At 39.9% G+C, this 15,649-nt stretch carries 15 protein-coding genes; 10 read left to right on the forward strand and 5 right to left on the reverse strand.

Annotation, left to right across the window (positions count from 1 at the left end):
- Positions 1 to 338: 338 nt before the first annotated feature.
- Positions 339 to 1,163, reverse strand: coding sequence for an exodeoxyribonuclease III (locus tag CDG55_RS01735; RefSeq protein ID WP_087537238.1), 825 nt, complete (start codon positions 1,161 to 1,163; stop codon positions 339 to 341).
- A 41-nt stretch (positions 1,164 to 1,204) separates the two neighbouring features.
- Here CDG55_RS01735 and pyrE point away from each other — a divergent pair, with 41 nt between their 5' ends.
- Both pyrE and CDG55_RS01745 read left to right on the forward strand, forming a co-directional pair.
- Positions 1,205 to 1,855: an orotate phosphoribosyltransferase gene (gene pyrE, locus CDG55_RS01740; protein ID WP_004659863.1), complete on the forward strand. Its 651-nt coding sequence runs from the start codon at positions 1,205 to 1,207 to the stop codon at positions 1,853 to 1,855.
- Between the two features lie 132 nt (positions 1,856 to 1,987).
- Positions 1,988 to 3,142, forward strand: a complete 1,155-nt coding sequence (locus CDG55_RS01745; protein ID WP_005003123.1) for an IS4 family transposase — start codon at positions 1,988 to 1,990, stop codon at positions 3,140 to 3,142.
- 236 nt (positions 3,143 to 3,378) lie between these two features.
- On the opposite strand, the gene CDG55_RS01750 is transcribed toward CDG55_RS01745, so the two are convergent.
- The 4 genes from CDG55_RS01750 to CDG55_RS01765 form a co-directional block, all read right to left on the reverse strand.
- Complete coding sequence (locus CDG55_RS01750; RefSeq protein WP_213066146.1) at positions 3,379 to 4,359, reverse strand: HNH endonuclease; 981 nt, start codon at positions 4,357 to 4,359, stop codon at positions 3,379 to 3,381.
- A 71-nt stretch (positions 4,360 to 4,430) separates the two neighbouring features.
- On the reverse strand, positions 4,431 to 5,666 hold the full coding sequence (locus CDG55_RS01755; RefSeq protein ID WP_087537061.1) for a DNA cytosine methyltransferase: 1,236 nt from the start codon (positions 5,664 to 5,666) through the stop codon (positions 4,431 to 4,433).
- Positions 5,667 to 5,796: 130 nt separating this feature from the next.
- On the reverse strand, positions 5,797 to 5,985 hold the full coding sequence (locus CDG55_RS01760; RefSeq protein ID WP_087537060.1) for a DUF3565 domain-containing protein: 189 nt from the start codon (positions 5,983 to 5,985) through the stop codon (positions 5,797 to 5,799).
- Positions 5,986 to 6,438, reverse strand: coding sequence for a MarR family winged helix-turn-helix transcriptional regulator (locus CDG55_RS01765; protein ID WP_087537059.1), 453 nt, complete (start codon positions 6,436 to 6,438; stop codon positions 5,986 to 5,988).
- A gap of 179 nt (positions 6,439 to 6,617) precedes the next feature.
- Here CDG55_RS01765 and CDG55_RS01770 point away from each other — a divergent pair, with 179 nt between their 5' ends.
- The 8 genes from CDG55_RS01770 (at position 6,618) to ftsZ (ending at position 15,564) form a co-directional block, all read left to right on the forward strand.
- Positions 6,618 to 7,100, forward strand: a complete 483-nt coding sequence (locus CDG55_RS01770) for a glutathione peroxidase (protein WP_087537058.1) — start codon at positions 6,618 to 6,620, stop codon at positions 7,098 to 7,100.
- Positions 7,101 to 7,323: 223 nt separating this feature from the next.
- The gene (gshB, locus tag CDG55_RS01775) at positions 7,324 to 8,268 is read left to right on the forward strand and encodes a glutathione synthase (protein ID WP_087537057.1); all 945 of its coding nucleotides are present in this window, start codon (positions 7,324 to 7,326) and stop codon (positions 8,266 to 8,268) included.
- Positions 8,269 to 8,494: 226 nt separating this feature from the next.
- Positions 8,495 to 9,592: an undecaprenyldiphospho-muramoylpentapeptide beta-N-acetylglucosaminyltransferase gene (gene murG, locus CDG55_RS01780; RefSeq protein WP_087537056.1), complete on the forward strand. Its 1,098-nt coding sequence runs from the start codon at positions 8,495 to 8,497 to the stop codon at positions 9,590 to 9,592.
- A 13-nt stretch (positions 9,593 to 9,605) separates the two neighbouring features.
- Positions 9,606 to 11,051 carry a UDP-N-acetylmuramate--L-alanine ligase gene (murC, locus tag CDG55_RS01785; protein WP_087537055.1) on the forward strand — a complete coding sequence of 482 codons (1,446 nt, stop codon included), beginning with the start codon at positions 9,606 to 9,608 and terminating at the stop codon, positions 11,049 to 11,051.
- 46 nt (positions 11,052 to 11,097) lie between these two features.
- Positions 11,098 to 12,024: a D-alanine--D-alanine ligase gene (locus CDG55_RS01790; RefSeq protein ID WP_046739819.1), complete on the forward strand. Its 927-nt coding sequence runs from the start codon at positions 11,098 to 11,100 to the stop codon at positions 12,022 to 12,024.
- 6 nt (positions 12,025 to 12,030) lie between these two features.
- Positions 12,031 to 12,888, forward strand: coding sequence for a cell division protein FtsQ/DivIB (locus tag CDG55_RS01795; protein WP_087537054.1), 858 nt, complete (start codon positions 12,031 to 12,033; stop codon positions 12,886 to 12,888).
- A gap of 65 nt (positions 12,889 to 12,953) precedes the next feature.
- Positions 12,954 to 14,216, forward strand: a complete 1,263-nt coding sequence (gene ftsA, locus CDG55_RS01800; RefSeq protein ID WP_087537053.1) for a cell division protein FtsA — start codon at positions 12,954 to 12,956, stop codon at positions 14,214 to 14,216.
- Between the two features lie 166 nt (positions 14,217 to 14,382).
- Positions 14,383 to 15,564: a cell division protein FtsZ gene (gene ftsZ, locus CDG55_RS01805; RefSeq protein WP_005156855.1), complete on the forward strand. Its 1,182-nt coding sequence runs from the start codon at positions 14,383 to 14,385 to the stop codon at positions 15,562 to 15,564.
- Positions 15,565 to 15,649 lie beyond the last annotated feature (85 nt).

Below are 15,649 nucleotides of genomic sequence, written 5' to 3' on the forward strand. Positions count from 1 at the left end.
TATTAAGCGTAGATTAAATGACTAAATCTTTCTAAGTTTTTGAACTAAACGGCTAAATACAAAGCAGAGGAAAAATATTTTATATCTAAAAAAGAGAAAACCCGCATCTAATCATCCTGATCATGCGGGTCTCATTTCAACGTCCAATGTCTCATCCTTGCAAATAAACTTAATCTAAGTTTATTTTGTCTTCCTACGGCGTCCTATCCTTTTTTGGTCATCCTGACCGCTTCCCTGTGCCGTGGTGCTATAATGCCGTTACAGCTGGTAAATAAAAATACACAAAAAACGACATGATATGTAAGCTAAAGAGACGGACAAAGTGAACAATTGTTCACTTATTCGTGTATTTTATAATCAATAATCACAGGTGCATGGTCACTAAACCATTGTTCTTTATACACCCAAGCATTTGCAGTGCGTGCTTTCCAATCAGGAGAGCAGGCTTGATAGTCGATACGCCAACCGACATTTTTCGCACGTGCTTGACCACGATTTGACCACCATGAATACAATTCAGCTTCTTTTCGTACCTCACGGAAGGTATCCACATAGCCAAGTTCATCATAAATATGGTCAAGCCATGCACGTTCATGCGGTAAACAGCCAGATGATTTCTGATTGCCTGACCAGTTTTTAATATCAATACGCTTATGCACGATATTGTAATCACCACACACGATGATCGATTTATTTTCATCTCGCCATTGTTTGAGTATTTGGGCGTATTCTTGAAGAAATAAATCTTTACGTGCTTGTGCTTCATCACCGCTTGAACCTGATGGTAAGTATAAGGAAGCAATATGAACAGGATGTGACAGACCTAAATCAAATTCTGCGGTAACAAAACGACCTTGAGAGTCCGCAAGTTCAAAACCTAAACCATCTTTGACTGAGACAAAGGGTAAGCGGCTATAAATCGCCGTACCTGCATAACCTGCACGTTCAGCAGGGAAGAGATGAGTGTACCAACCTTCAGGTTTAAATTTATCGGTCCATTGTTCGTGGGTAATGCGGCTTTCTTGCATACATACCACATCGGCACCAGACTGTTCTAACCATTCGAGCAAGCCTTTGGTGACTGATGAGCGCAAGCCATTTACGTTAATTGAAACGACTCGAAGAATTTTTACATCACTTGGATAGCTATCCTTTGGTATCATACGTCTGTTTAACCTCAATTGAAGAATTTGGAGCACCTTATATGACAACGCCTGTGTCATTTCATCCGCAAGCTTTTATCGAACTCGCATTATCACGTGGAGTGCTTAAATTTGGTGAGTTTACCTTAAAATCAGGCCGTGTCAGTCCTTATTTCTTTAACGCAGGTTTGCTCAATGATGGCGAAGCGTTGTCTTTGTTAGCACAAGGTTATGCTGATAAATTGGTTCAGTGTGAAAACGTTGGTGTGATTTTTGGTCCTGCGTACAAAGGCATTCCTTTTGTAGCAGCAACTGCGGTGGCCTTGTCTCAAGTACATGGTAAGAGCGTTCCTTGGGGTTTTAACCGTAAAGAAGCCAAAGATCATGGTGAAGGCGGTGTGTTGGTTGGCGCATCTGTTGCTGGCCAGAAAGTCTGGATCATTGATGATGTAATCACTGCGGGGACTGCGATTCGTGAAGTAGTGACCATCTTAAAAAATGCGGGTGCGACGATTGCAGGGGTGTTGGTTGCATTAGATCGTCAAGAGCGTGGTCAAGGGGAGCTTTCAGCGATTCAGGAAGTACAAAAAGAACTCGAAATCCCTGTGCATGCTTTAATCACAATGAAAGATTTGATGGATTATTTGGATGCCAAAGGCGAGAAAGACGCTTTAGCCAATATGCAGGCTTATCGTGAAAAATATGGCATCTAAGTTTTAAGTGTAAGCAAAAAGGAAGCGAAGGCTCACTACTGTCCCATAGTTTGCTTTAAATAAAAAAAACCTGAGTCTAAATAGTTAAAATATGAGTGCAAACAAACACTTTAACTATAAAGGACTCAGGTTTTGTCACATCAGAATACCGTATTTCATCAATTACTCAAACCCATTCTAAGACAAGATTTTGAACGTCTGGCTAAACTGCACCACTCTGGGCAAAAATTAAGATCAGCCACCCGCTGGGATCAGTTTGTTGCCATATTGATGTCCCAACTTTCTTGTCGGCAAAGCTTAAGAGACATTCAATCCAATCTCGAATCCCAGCAGGAAAAGCTCTATCATCTTGGCGCGAAGAGAATTGCGCGAAGCACCTTAGCAAGACTCAACGAAGAACAGCCCGCCAGCCTGTATCAGCAATTGTTCACACAGCTGCTTCAGCGCTGTGAAAACTCTAAAACTGCACATAAATTTAGATTCAAAAATCCGCTGTATTCACTAGATGCCAGTCATATTGATCTTTCACTGTCATTGTGCGCATGGGCAAAAGTGCATGAATCCAAAGCCAGTATTAAACTCAGTGTTGGCTTAAATCACAGCAATACCATTCCTGAATTTGTAGCGCTTGGGGATGGTATTGAAAATGATATGGTGCAAGGCAGAGCATTTAAATTTCCTGCTGGCAGCATTATCGTCTTTGATAAAGGATATGTTGATTATCAATGGTTTGCTCAGTTGACACTTCAGAACGTCAGCTTTGTAACCCGGCTACGCCCAAAGACAGTTTATCAAGTTAAATCAAGCCGCAGCGTATTAGAGACTAAAGGGATTATTGCGGATGAATGTATTGAATTGAGCAGTGCGCATGCCAAGAAAAGAGGCGCACCTGAATTATTAAGACGTATAGAGTTTTATGATACAGATAAGAAAAGAACATTCGAATTTCTGAGCAACAACTTTCATCTGGCAGCATCCACCATTGCTGCAATTTATAAAGATCGCTGGAAGATTGAGTTATTCTTTAAAGCCATCAAGCAGAATTTAAAACTGAAGTCATTTCTAGGTCGAAGCCGCAATGCGATACAAACGCAAATATGGATTGCATTAATTGCCTATTTGCTGGTGAACTTCGCTAAACACATGGCACAAGAAGGATGGAGTGTTCAGCGTTTACTGAGAATTATTCAGGTCAATTTATTTGAAAGGAAACTTTTAAGGTCACTCTTTGTGCCTGATAAAAAATGGCGAAAACAAGAAGAACCTCAATTGAGGTTCTTCTTGTGATATTTGTGGGACAGCAGTGGCGAAGGCTTCCTTTTTTGTTGAGTTTAATTCATCAATAATTGGAAATAATGATTGAAAAATAAGCGTGAAACGTGAATAGTCATGAAAAAGCCGCTCTAGTGCGCTGAACCCTAGAGCGACCTAATTTAAGATATTGATATTTATGTTAAAAGTTCAAGTATTTCACTTAAGGTGTATTATGTTAATTGTAGAAATACTAAATAAGTGCAATCAATCTAAATATCTCCACCAGATTTAAAGATATTTTCCCGATGATATTTTAGATATTCCTCTCTTCCTTCTACTGGTAACATTGGGATATTTTTATTATCACTTATACCTATTTTTGAATATGTCATTTTTGATAAGAAAGGAGAAAGCATCACTTTTTTATCATCCGTAAAGGACATAAATCCTCTATCAAATAGAAAATCGAAAGTTGGGCTAAGCATAAAACCATTATAGGGGTCTGTTTTTTCAAATGTATCACTATCAACCCAAGGCTTAATATGACTAGCAATTAATAAACGATCGTCAGTAATCATAGTAATTGGACAAAATGGGCATAGATCCAAAAGTTTACTTCTATAAATACCATGTCCTTTTCTAGCTTGTCTTGTTTGTTCGTTAGCAGAGTTATCTATTTCCTCTTCAATAATAGCTGGGTGTTCTACTTCTCCAAAGTAGTCTGCAAACAATTTAAAGTAGAATGATATTTCTCTAGTTTGAATATTTTTTAGTTTAAGTACAGAAATGTATGTGATGTTAGGGAGAGATAGTTCCCTTAATATTTGATAGAAACTATTACTAGAGTTTATATATATTCTTGGCCCAGCTATCTGATCTTGTTCTTCCGCTTCAAATAAAACTATATTATCTGGTAGAGATTTAATCCTTTCGAAACGCTCTTCAAATAGATCAGGGAGCTTATCTTTACTTCGATAAAATTGCTCAGGCTTTTGATACTCAATTTGTGTGTCCTGTAAATACTTAATAAGATCTTTTTTTAGTAAAAAGCACTTAATCTCGAAAGGTCTTTTCCCAAAGAACCATCTTAACTCCTCACTGTCATTACCTACATATAATTTTGCTTCACCATTTCCTCTTCCTATTTTATTACTGTTTACAACAAAAGAATCTGCAATAGTAATTTTTTCTTTAACATCCAGTACATCAAAAATTTGATTATCAATAGTTATTTGTTGTTGCATTTCCATCTAAACCCTCATTTAAGAAAATAAAACTAATCTGCTGATGAATAAGCAGATTAGTTTAAACTAGATAGGTATTAGATCAAATCTAATTGTTTTTGAAAATTTTTTTCTTCAAAACTAACAACTTGTTTGATTTGCACTAAAATAGCTATCAAAACATCAACTACAATCGAGTTACCAGCTTGTCGATAAGCCTGTGTATCAGATACAACTATCTTAAAGCTGTCACAGAATCCCATTAGTCGTAAGCACTCTCGTGGTGTTAGCTTACGGATACGACCTTGTGTCGTTACATAATTATCAACACCTGCTCGGTGCATTTTAGTCATAGTAGCTAAAAGTGGACGAGCTATTTCAAGATCTATTTTTGGTCTTGTATAAAAGCCTTTCGTACCTGTTGCCATCACATAATTTACAAGTTTTTCAGAAAGGAAATATTTTTCATCAATTGGGTTAGGTAACTCTTCAAAAATAAAATCACCATGCCAATTAAATTGTTGATTAGCTTTTTGACATAAACCAATTGAACCATTGATTTGTGTGTATTGCTTATTCAGATTTTTAGTACTTGTTACAAAATCAATGCCTTTGTCACCTAAGTAATATTTTTCAGGCGTATTTTCCAATAGAAAATCTTGCATTGTTTTTGTCAAAACTTGAGGTTTTGGGAACTCAAATTCAACAGTTTGATCTAAAAATCCAACAACAAATAATCGTTCACGATTTTGGGGAATACCATAATTCTTAGAGTTTAAAACTTGGGAATGCCATTTATAGCCTAAATCACTGAAAACATTTTGCATAATTGTCCAAGTATTACCATCATCATGACTTAAAACACCTTTAACATTCTCATAAATGAAGACTTTAGGTCTAATTTCATTAACTAAACGAGCAAACTCATAGAAAAGAGTACCTCTCGTATCTTCAAATCCACCTCGCTTACCTACCATAGAAAATGATTGGCAAGGGCTTCCCCCTACAAATAAATCAATTTCATTTCTATATTGGTATCCATCCAAAAATCGAACATCATAATGAAAGTGTTTTTGAGGAATGTTGTAATTTGCTTGATAGCTTTCCTCCACAAAATTTTTCTTTTTTTTCTTAGTATAAAGCTCATCAACATAAGCTTTTTTTTCTTTAAAACCACTCAAATCCGCCAAATTTTTCTCGATTTCATCTCGTTCAAGATCTATTTCAATATTTCCATTATCACATGCAAAAGCAATATCATGCGGTATAGATAACCGTTCAAGAGCATGTTCAATTGCCCCTATACCACTAAACACTGTACCTAGTTTCAACATAACAATAACTTCAATTTGGATTTTAAAACCACTATATACCAGACCCAGATATATGTGTCCAGATGTTAATTGAAGTTATTTATCATTGAACGACAATAGTGACGACTTAACATAAAATCTCTTATGCGAATCACTTCTCCTCACACGTCTTACATTCCAACATCACACCTAATTTTTCCTTACGCCCTTGTTCTGTTAACACCCAAGGGCGATTTTGCCACGGTGGATTATGGCGCACATGCTGCGTATGACCACAGGCGAGATCAGCAACCCAATGATTTTCTTCATCGATATGAAAACCAACAATCGCTTGCTGCATTTATTCACTCAAACTTTCGAATTTAGAATCCTCCAAACCCTTTAAAAAACGATGGCATAGATTATGAATCGCCACCAAATCATTCGGATCAACACCCAAAGAGCAGGCGAGTTTAAACGGAATTAAGGTAATGTCATCTTTTGCAGCAAGTGCTTTTTCCAGCAAGATCACCTTTTTCATACGCTCATCTTCTTTCACCGCAATGCGCTTTAAAAACTGTTTTTCTTCAAGTTTTTTAATAATTGGCGTCAGCGTGCCCGAATCAAAAAAGGTCTTCTGACCAATTTCAGACAACGTCACATTGTCCTTTTCATATAAAGCCAGCAACACAATAAATTGCGGATAGGTCAGGTCGTATTCCTGAAGCAAGGGACGATATTGACGAATCATCGCATTGGTCGCGGAATACATCGCAAAACACACTTGATTATCCAAGTAAGAAAATTCAGTCATGCTTTGCTCCTCAACGTCATCTTTGCGAACTCACAGTATAGTTTGATTAACATAAAAAGTATATTGCGCATAATTAACTTGCACACAATATAATTGTGTGCAATATTAATTCGCATAGCTGAACAAATAGACAAAGCTATTAGGCAAATAAGATGGATTGAATCAGAGAGAGATTTGGTATGACCACAATTTATGATTTTCAGGCTGAACTTTTAGAAGGCGAGCAAAAGAACTTTGCAGACTATCAAGGCAAAGTTTTATTGGTGGTGAACACGGCAAGTCAATGTGGCTTAACCCCACAATTTGAAGGACTTGAGAAGCTATATCAGGACTATCAACAACAAGGTTTAGTGGTTTTAGGCTTTCCGTGTAACCAGTTTGCTAACCAAGACCCATCAAGCAACGAAGAAATTGGCAGCTTCTGTCAGCGTAACTATGGCGTGTCATTTCCAATGTTTGCCAAAATCGATGTGAATGGTTCAAATGCGCATCCGATTTATAAATACCTCACCTCAGAAGCCAAAGGTATCTTAGGTAGTGAAAGTATCAAATGGAATTTTACCAAGTTTTTGATTAACCAAAATGGTGAAGTCATCAAACGCTATTCACCAACGACTAAACCTGAAAAAATTAGCAAAGATATTCAAAAACTTTTGGCTTAATTTGACTTTAAAATGCAATGCTTTAAAAATTACTGGTATCGAAATCATCTACCAGTAATTTTTTAACTTTTATCACTCAGAAAATTGTCTATTTAAATAAATCGAATCTAGTGATTTGAATAAATTAGAATTTTTTAGATTTAATAATTACATAACTTGTTTAAACAACATCAATAAACTTCGCTATACTTTTGCCAAGATTAAAAAATATGAGCGTTAAATTATGCGTGTACTTGTAGTGATGGATCCAATTGAAACGGTGAATCTTAAGAAAGATTCAACCATGGCAATGTTATGGGCGGCAAGCCGTCGCGGTCATGAATTGGGTTATGTATTACAACACGATTTATATATTGATCAGGGTAAAGCCTTTGGTTTGATTTCACCGCTTAAAGTCTTTGAAGATTACGATCATTATTATGAGTTGGGTGAGAAGCGAAAAGAGTCATTGGCGGATTACGATGTGGTGTTGATGCGTAAAGACCCACCGTTTGATATGAATTTTGTCTATACCACTTATATTTTGGAACAGGCTGAACGTGAAGGGGCGTGGATTATTAACAAACCACAATCGCTACGTGACTGTAATGAAAAGCTGTTCGCAACTCAATTCCCAGAGTTACAAGTACCGACTTTGGTGACGTCTCAACAAAGCCTAATTCGTGAATTTATTAAAGAACATGGCGATGTGATTGTGAAGCCTTTGGATGGCATGGGCGGTATGGGGATTTTCCGTTTATACCAAGATGGGGTAAATATTGGTTCAACTCTGGAAATGCTCACCGAAATGGGCACATGTCCAATCATGGCACAACGTTATATTCCTGAAATTGTTGAAGGTGATAAGCGTATCTTGATGGTCAATGGTGAACCGATTCCATATTGTTTAGCGCGTATTCCGCAAAATGGTGAAGTACGAGGTAATTTGGCGGCAGGTGGTCTAGGTCAAGCGCGTCCACTCACTGAAAATGACAAAATGATTGCGGCAAAAGTCGGTCCTTTCCTGCGTGAAAAAGGTTTGGTTTTTGTGGGGCTTGATGTGATTGGTAATTATGTGACTGAAATAAATGTCACCAGTCCGACCTGTATTCGTGAGATTGATGCTCAGTTTGGTACCTCGATTGCAGATAATTTATTTGATGTGCTAGAAGCAGGGCGAAACAGCTAAGATTACGCCATTTTTTGACCAAACTGCCCGTTTGTATTTGGATTAAATTTATGTGCAAATGGGCGTTTGGATATTGGTAGAACCTTGTTTTCAACAAAGAATTAAAAAAAGCTCAGCTTTCTGTTGTAAACAGGTGAAATTCGCTTTTCGTGAATGAAGCTTTAGGATTAGAATAACTTCCGAAAACAATAGACGATAACCTTCTTTTGAGTTGAAGAATTAGACCGTGACCAATTCGCCACAGAATAAACCTAAACATGTCATGATGATGGCCGCTGGCACAGGTGGACATGTTTTCCCTGCGCTTGCTGTTGCCAAACAACTGCAACAGGATGGCTGCCAAGTCTCTTGGCTAGCAACGCCTACGGGAATGGAAAATCGGTTACTCAAAGATCACAATATTCCGATTTATCAAATTGATATTCAAGGCGTACGCGGTAATGGTATTTTACGTAAGTTGAGTGCGCCATTTAAAATTCTAAAAGCAACATTAAGCGCGATGCGCTATATGAAGCAATTAAATATTGATGCTGTGGCGGGTTTCGGCGGTTATGTCGCTGGACCAGGTGGTTTAGCAGCACGTTTACTCGGTATTCCTGTGTTAATCCATGAACAGAATGCGATTGCAGGATTTACCAACACCCAATTGGCACGTATTGCCAAGACCGTGTGTCAGGCTTTTCCAAATACATTTGCAAACAGTGATAAAGTCGTGACCACAGGTAATCCTGTACGTGCTGAGATTACTGCGATTTTGAACCCATCATGGCGTTATCAAACCCGTGAGCAAGCACAATTACCACTGAATATTTTGATTGTTGGTGGTTCACTGGGTGCACAAGCACTGAATGAGCGTTTGCCTGAAGCTCTGAAAAAGGTCAATGTTCCATTGAATGTGTTTCATCAATGCGGCCAAAATCAGCAAGAGATTACGCGTCAACGTTATCAGGATGCATCTGCAAATTTAAATATTCAGGTTGAGCCTTTTATTCATGATATGGCAAAAGCCTACAGTGACGCTGATTTAATTATTTGCCGTGCTGGTGCATTAACGGTTACAGAAGTCGCAACTGCGGGTCTTGCTGCAGTGTTTGTTCCGCTGCCTATCGCAGTGGATGATCACCAGACTGCAAATGCGAAATTTTTAGCAAATGTCGGCGCTGCGAAAATTTGTCAACAAGCAGACATGACACCCACTGTTTTAGATGAGTTGTTAGCCACATTATTAAATCGCCAACTACTGTCTGAAATGGCAATTAAAGCACGTCAACAAGCACAACCGAATGCAACTCAGCATGTGGTTGATCTGATTAAAAAATTGTAATTCGAGTTTATTTATGTCTCCAACAAATCCAAACCAAGCCAAAAAGCTCATCAAAGTGCCAGAAATGCGCCGTATTAAACATATCCACTTTGTTGGGATTGGTGGTGCGGGGATGTGTGGTATCGCCGAGGTATTAGCCAATCAAGGTTATAAAATTTCTGGTTCAGACATCAAAGCCTCAAAGACCACAGCGCAACTCGAAAGCAATGGTATTAAAGTTTATATTGGGCATTCGGCTGAAAATATTAAAAATGCCAATGTGCTCGTGGTATCAACTGCGATTGATCCTGAAAATCCAGAAATTAAAGCTGCGATTGAACAACGTACCCCAATTGTACGTCGTGCAGAAATGCTAGGGGAGTTAATGCGCTACCGTCATGGTATTGCAGTCGCTGGAACGCATGGTAAAACCACAACGACTAGTTTATTAACGACGATGCTGGCAGAAGAAAATCTAGATCCAACTTACGTGATTGGTGGTTTGCTGAATAGCACAGGTGTCAATGCCGCACTGGGTGAAAGCCGTTTTATCGTAGCAGAAGCTGATGAGTCAGATGCATCTTTCTTGTATTTGCAACCGATGGCTGCGATCGTGACCAATATTGATGCAGATCATATGGACACCTATGAAGGTAGCTTTGATAAGTTAAAAGATACCTTTATTCAGTTCTTACATAATTTACCATTCTATGGTTTGGCAGTCGTTTGTGGTGATGATGCCAATATCCGTGAAATTCTTCCTCGTATTGGTCGTCCAACGCTGACCTATGGTTTTGGTGAAGATAACGATATTCGTGCTGTGGATGTGTTACAAGAAGGTATGCAATCGCACTTTACTGTACTGCGTAAAGATCGTGAGCCATTACGTGTCACCATCAATCAGCCAGGTTTGCATAATGTCTTGAATGCATTGGCTGCGATTGGTGTGGCAACTGATGAAGGTGTTTCTGATGGTGCGATTTGCCGTGCTTTAGAAGGCTTTAGTGGAGTGGGTCGTCGCTTCCAAGTTCAAGGTGAATTTGCAGTGGGCGAAGGCTTGGTGAAATTGGTGGATGACTATGGTCACCATCCGAAAGAGGTAGAAGCCACCATTAAAGCAGCGCGTGCCAGCCATCCAGACCGTCGTTTGGTGATGTTGTTTCAACCACACCGTTTTAGTCGTACTCGTGATTGTTTTGATGATTTTGTCGATGTGTTATCACAAGTGGATCAACTCTTATTACTGGAAGTCTATCCAGCGGGTGAAAAACCGATTGTGGGGGCGGATAGTCGAGCTTTGGCACGCAGTATTCGTCTACGTGGTCAAGTTGAACCGATTCTAGTTGATCCAGTTGATGGCAATTTGCCGAATGTTTTACAAAAAGTGTTACAAGCGAATGACTTGTTATTAACACAAGGCGCGGGTAACGTGGGCGCAATTTCGGTAGAATTGGCTCAGCATCGTTTGTATGCCAAATAATTTATTTTCGTGAATATAAAAGTTTTACAGTTTTAAGGATATAAACGTGTCAAATGCTGCAAAATTCGGCAAAGTTGCTGTGTTGTTTGGTGGGAAGTCAGCTGAACGTGCTGTGTCATTGGATAGTGGTCAAGCCGTTTTAGAGGCTTTGTTGCGCTCAGGTGTGCAAGCAGAAGCATTTGATCCACAAGAGCGAAGCGTGACTGAGTTGGTCGGTTATGATCGTGCTTTTATCGTATTGCATGGTCGTGGTGGTGAAGATGGTCAGATCCAAGGTGTGTTGGAGTGGTTAAACCTTCCATACACAGGTACGGGTGTGCAGGGTTCTGCGATTGGGATGGACAAAGTCAAAACCAAACAAATTTGGCAGGGCAGTGATTTACCAACCGCACCATACCGCATCATTACAAAAGATTCAGATCTGGATGCAGTCATTGCAGATTTAGGTTTGCCTGTGATTATCAAGCCAGTGCACGAAGGTTCGAGTGTCGGCATGAGTAAGGTTGAGAAAGCAGAGGATTTTGCCGCTGCAATTGAAAAAGCGACACAGCATGATGCTGTGGTAATGGCTGAAAAGTGGATTACGGGTCGTGAATTCACCATTTCATTCTTGAATGGTCAGCCGTTGCCTGTGATTCGTTTACAGCCACCCGCAGACGTTGCTTTCTATGACTATGAGGCAAAGTATCAACGCAATGACGTGGAATATGGCATTCCTTGTGGTTTAAGCGAAGATGAAGAGAAAAGCTTACAGGCATTGTGTCTACGTGCTTTTCAAGCAGTCGGTGCGGAAGGTTGGGGTCGTATTGATGCAATGCAGGATGAGCAAGGCAATTTCTGGTTGTTAGAAGTCAATACCGTACCGGGAATGACCAGTCATTCTTTAGTGCCTAAAGCAGCTCAAGCCGTAGGTTATAGTTTCGATCAGCTCTGTGTTGCAATTTTAGAGCAAACTTTAACCCAATCGGCTTAATGATATATGGCTCAACTCCCTGCTTCTATGCGCCGTAAAACACGGCCAGCCATTAGCTCGATTCATGAGAAACCGCCTTCACAGAAACAAAAAATGGTGAATGCGGGTGGCTGGGCGTTGTTGGTCATTGCTTTTATTGTATTGGCAATTGGTCTATATGGCTTATATAAAGTGATGACTGATGCAAAAGTCGCACAATTACAGGTGGTTGGGACTAACTCGGATATTGAAAATCAGCAGTTAGTACAATATCTAAGTCCAATAATCAAAGATAACTATTTCACTTCCGATTTAGAGCAAATTCGAGATCAGGCGTTAAAAGTGTCTTGGGTTGACCGTGTCGTGGTATCACGAGCTTGGCCGAATGGGATTCGTGTAAGAGTTATGCCGCGTCACGCAATTGCGCGTTGGGGAACAGGGCGTTTGCTCAGTGACAATGGTGATGTCTTTAGTGAAGCTGTATTAAAAGTACATCCAAACTTGCCACTTTTACATGGGCCAGTCAGCCAATCCAAAATGATGATGCGCCGCTATAATGAAATCAACCAGTTGTTTCATCCAGCGAGCCTGCGCTTAAAGGAGCTGTATTTAACTGAGCGCATGACGTGGTTTATGCAGTTTGATTCAGGTCTACGGATTATTGTTGATCAAGATCAAACCATGAATAAGCTTCAACGCTTAAGCCATTTGGCACAAACGGAACTTAAACCTGTATGGTCGAAAATCTCAGCAATTGATTTACGTTATCGGAATGGTCTCGCTATTCAATGGAAAAACGCAATCCCGCCAAAGATTGTCAACGGTCAGTTAGTTGTAACGATTGATGACACAAGCCTTGCAGGGGCAATTGAGGCAAAGCCATAATACGTGGCTTGAAAATAACAGGCAGTTTGCCCGTACTAAACAACAAAAGATATGGTAATGAAGTAATGAGTGAAGCTGTTTCCTCAGTTGTTGCGATTGATATTGGGACGCATAAAGTCTCAGTTTTGATTGGTAAGGTCCATGCACCGGATAAGATCCAAGTGATTGGCATGGCAACTGCTCGCAACCGAGGCATGGTTAAAGGCAAAATTGTAAGCTTGGATAAGGTGATTGCTGCGATTAAAAATGCAGTTTCTGAAGCCGAAGATATGGCGGAGTGTCGTATCCATAGCGCATGGGTGTCAATTCCAAGTACTGAATTGCAAAGTTTTTACGCATCAGGCCGTACACCAGTAGCTAATCATGATCATATTATTACGACAAATGAAGTGGTTAGAGCATTAGAGTTAGCCAAAGCGAGCCATGTATCGCCAGATTATTATTTTGCAAGTGCTGTTCCATTAGGCTTCGAGTTGGGCGATTCGGCTGAATGGGTGCAGAACCCAGTCAATATGTCGGCTCATAGCATGACTGGGCATTATCAATTGATGATGATGCCGATTAATACCATGCAAAACCTTGATCGTGCCATGAAAGGTGCGAATATCGGGGTAGAGAAAATGGTGGTATCTAGTTTAGCTACGGCTGAAGCTAGTTTGCTCAAAGATGAAAAAGAATATGGCGTATGCTTAGTTGATATTGGTGCAGGGATTACCAATATCGCAGTATATTTAGATGGTCGTTTAGCATTAGTACGTACCTTGCAACGTGGTGGTGAAAATGTGACCCGCGATATTGCAGCGGTTTTACAAACGACCACTGAAGAAGCTGAACGTATTAAAATTTTACATGGTTGTGTTGATCTCAGTGTAGTGAAACCTGACCATATGATTCAAGTGCAAGCGATTGATGGACAGCAGACCATTAGTCGTATTGAGCTTGCAGAAATTATTATTGCGCGTTATGAAGAAATCTTTACATTAATTCGTGAAGAGTTAGAGCATAGCGGGGCAATTCATGGTTTATATCATGGTGTAGTACTCACAGGTGATGCTTGTCAAATTGAAGGTATGGTGAATTTGGCACGTCGTATGCTTGGAGTATCTGCACATTTAGGTAATCCACCTTTACAGGTCTATGCTGAAGACCAACATCTTGCTGCATTACGTCGTTCGATGTATGCGACAGCGTCAGGATTATTGATGTTTAGCCAAAGTGATTTGCAGGATGCAGTAGAAGAACCAGAAGAATCGAATGATCGAAGTTTTATGGATCGAGTGACCAATGGTTGGAATGCATTAAATAGCAAATTAAAAGCTATATTTTAAGTTGTACGTATTTTGGGGAAAATTTGTTAAGAAGTTGTAATAGTGAGCCGTTGTACTTGACAAGCTAGCTATTATTGAACAGCATCTTAACATCGGTTGTTTTAAAAATCAGGGCAGTAACGGGCTGAAGTGACTGCCATTTTATATATTAGGAAATCTAAAGGTCATGACCTCATTTGAATTGGTAGAAGATGAACTAGACGATGGCAACGGTCAAGCCCGTTTCACAGTATTTGGTGTCGGTGGTGGTGGTGGTAATGCCGTCCAACATATGGTGCAATCAGATATCCAAGGTGTAAAATTTATTTGTGCCAATACTGATAAACAGGCACTCGATAGCATGAATGCGCCTTTTAAAATTCAGATTGGTGAACAAAGTACGCGTGGTTTAGGTTGTGGTGGTAAACCAGAGATGGGGCAAATTTCTGGTGAAGAGAGTCGTGAAGTGATTCGCCAGCACCTTGAAGGCACAGATATGGTCTTTGTCACCGCGGGTATGGGTGGTGGTACTGGTACAGGTGCCGCTCCAGTGGTTGCAGAGGTCGCCAAAGAAATGGGCATCTTGACCGTGGGTGTGGTAACGACTCCGTTTAATTTTGAAGGTCGCCGCCGCCAAAAATTAGCAGAAAAAGGTATTGAAGCTTTAGAAGAGCATGTTGATTCATTGATTATTATTCCAAACCAACGCTTACTCAGCGTTTATGGTGATATTTCAATGAAAGATGCTTATAAAAAGGCAGATGATGTATTACTTAATGCGGTACGGAGTATTTTTGATCTTGTAGTGAACCATGGTCATATGAATCTCGACTTCGCTGATCTGAAAACAGCTATGAGTACTCGCGGTTACGCAATGATGGGATCGGGTACAGGACGTGGTGAAGATCGTGCTCGTCAGGCGGCTGAACAGGCTATCCGTAGCCCGTTGCTTGATAATGTGAATCTCACTAATGCAAAAGGTGCATTGGTGAATATCACAGGTGGCGAAGATATTACTGGACGTGAAATTGACATTATTTCAGAAGTGGTCAACCAGATTGTTGATTTGGATGAAGGTGAAATTTTCTATGGTACGGTATTTGACCCAGATTCGCGTGATGAGCTGCGTGTGACTGTAATTGCAACAGGTTTGACACGTAATGCCAATGATACCGAACCCAAAAAACGTACAGTAACTCATACGCCAACAACAATCGCTAAAACCCAACAACCTGTAGATGAAGATGATGTTCCGGCGATCAGTAAACGTGCAAATGTAGACGCACCTGCTACAGCAGCGCCAAGTTCTACACCACGTTCATCGCCAATGAGTATTCAAGACTATCTGAAAAATCAGCAGCGTAAATAATAAAATCATATGTTTAGAGAAAGGGGGTAAGTAATTGCTCCCTTTTTTATTTTTTTAAAATGGCAAAATATGCTAAGTTATATCG

This window comes from Acinetobacter sp. WCHA45, from assembly GCF_002165255.2.
In the GTDB taxonomy this organism is placed as follows: domain Bacteria; phylum Pseudomonadota; class Gammaproteobacteria; order Pseudomonadales; family Moraxellaceae; genus Acinetobacter.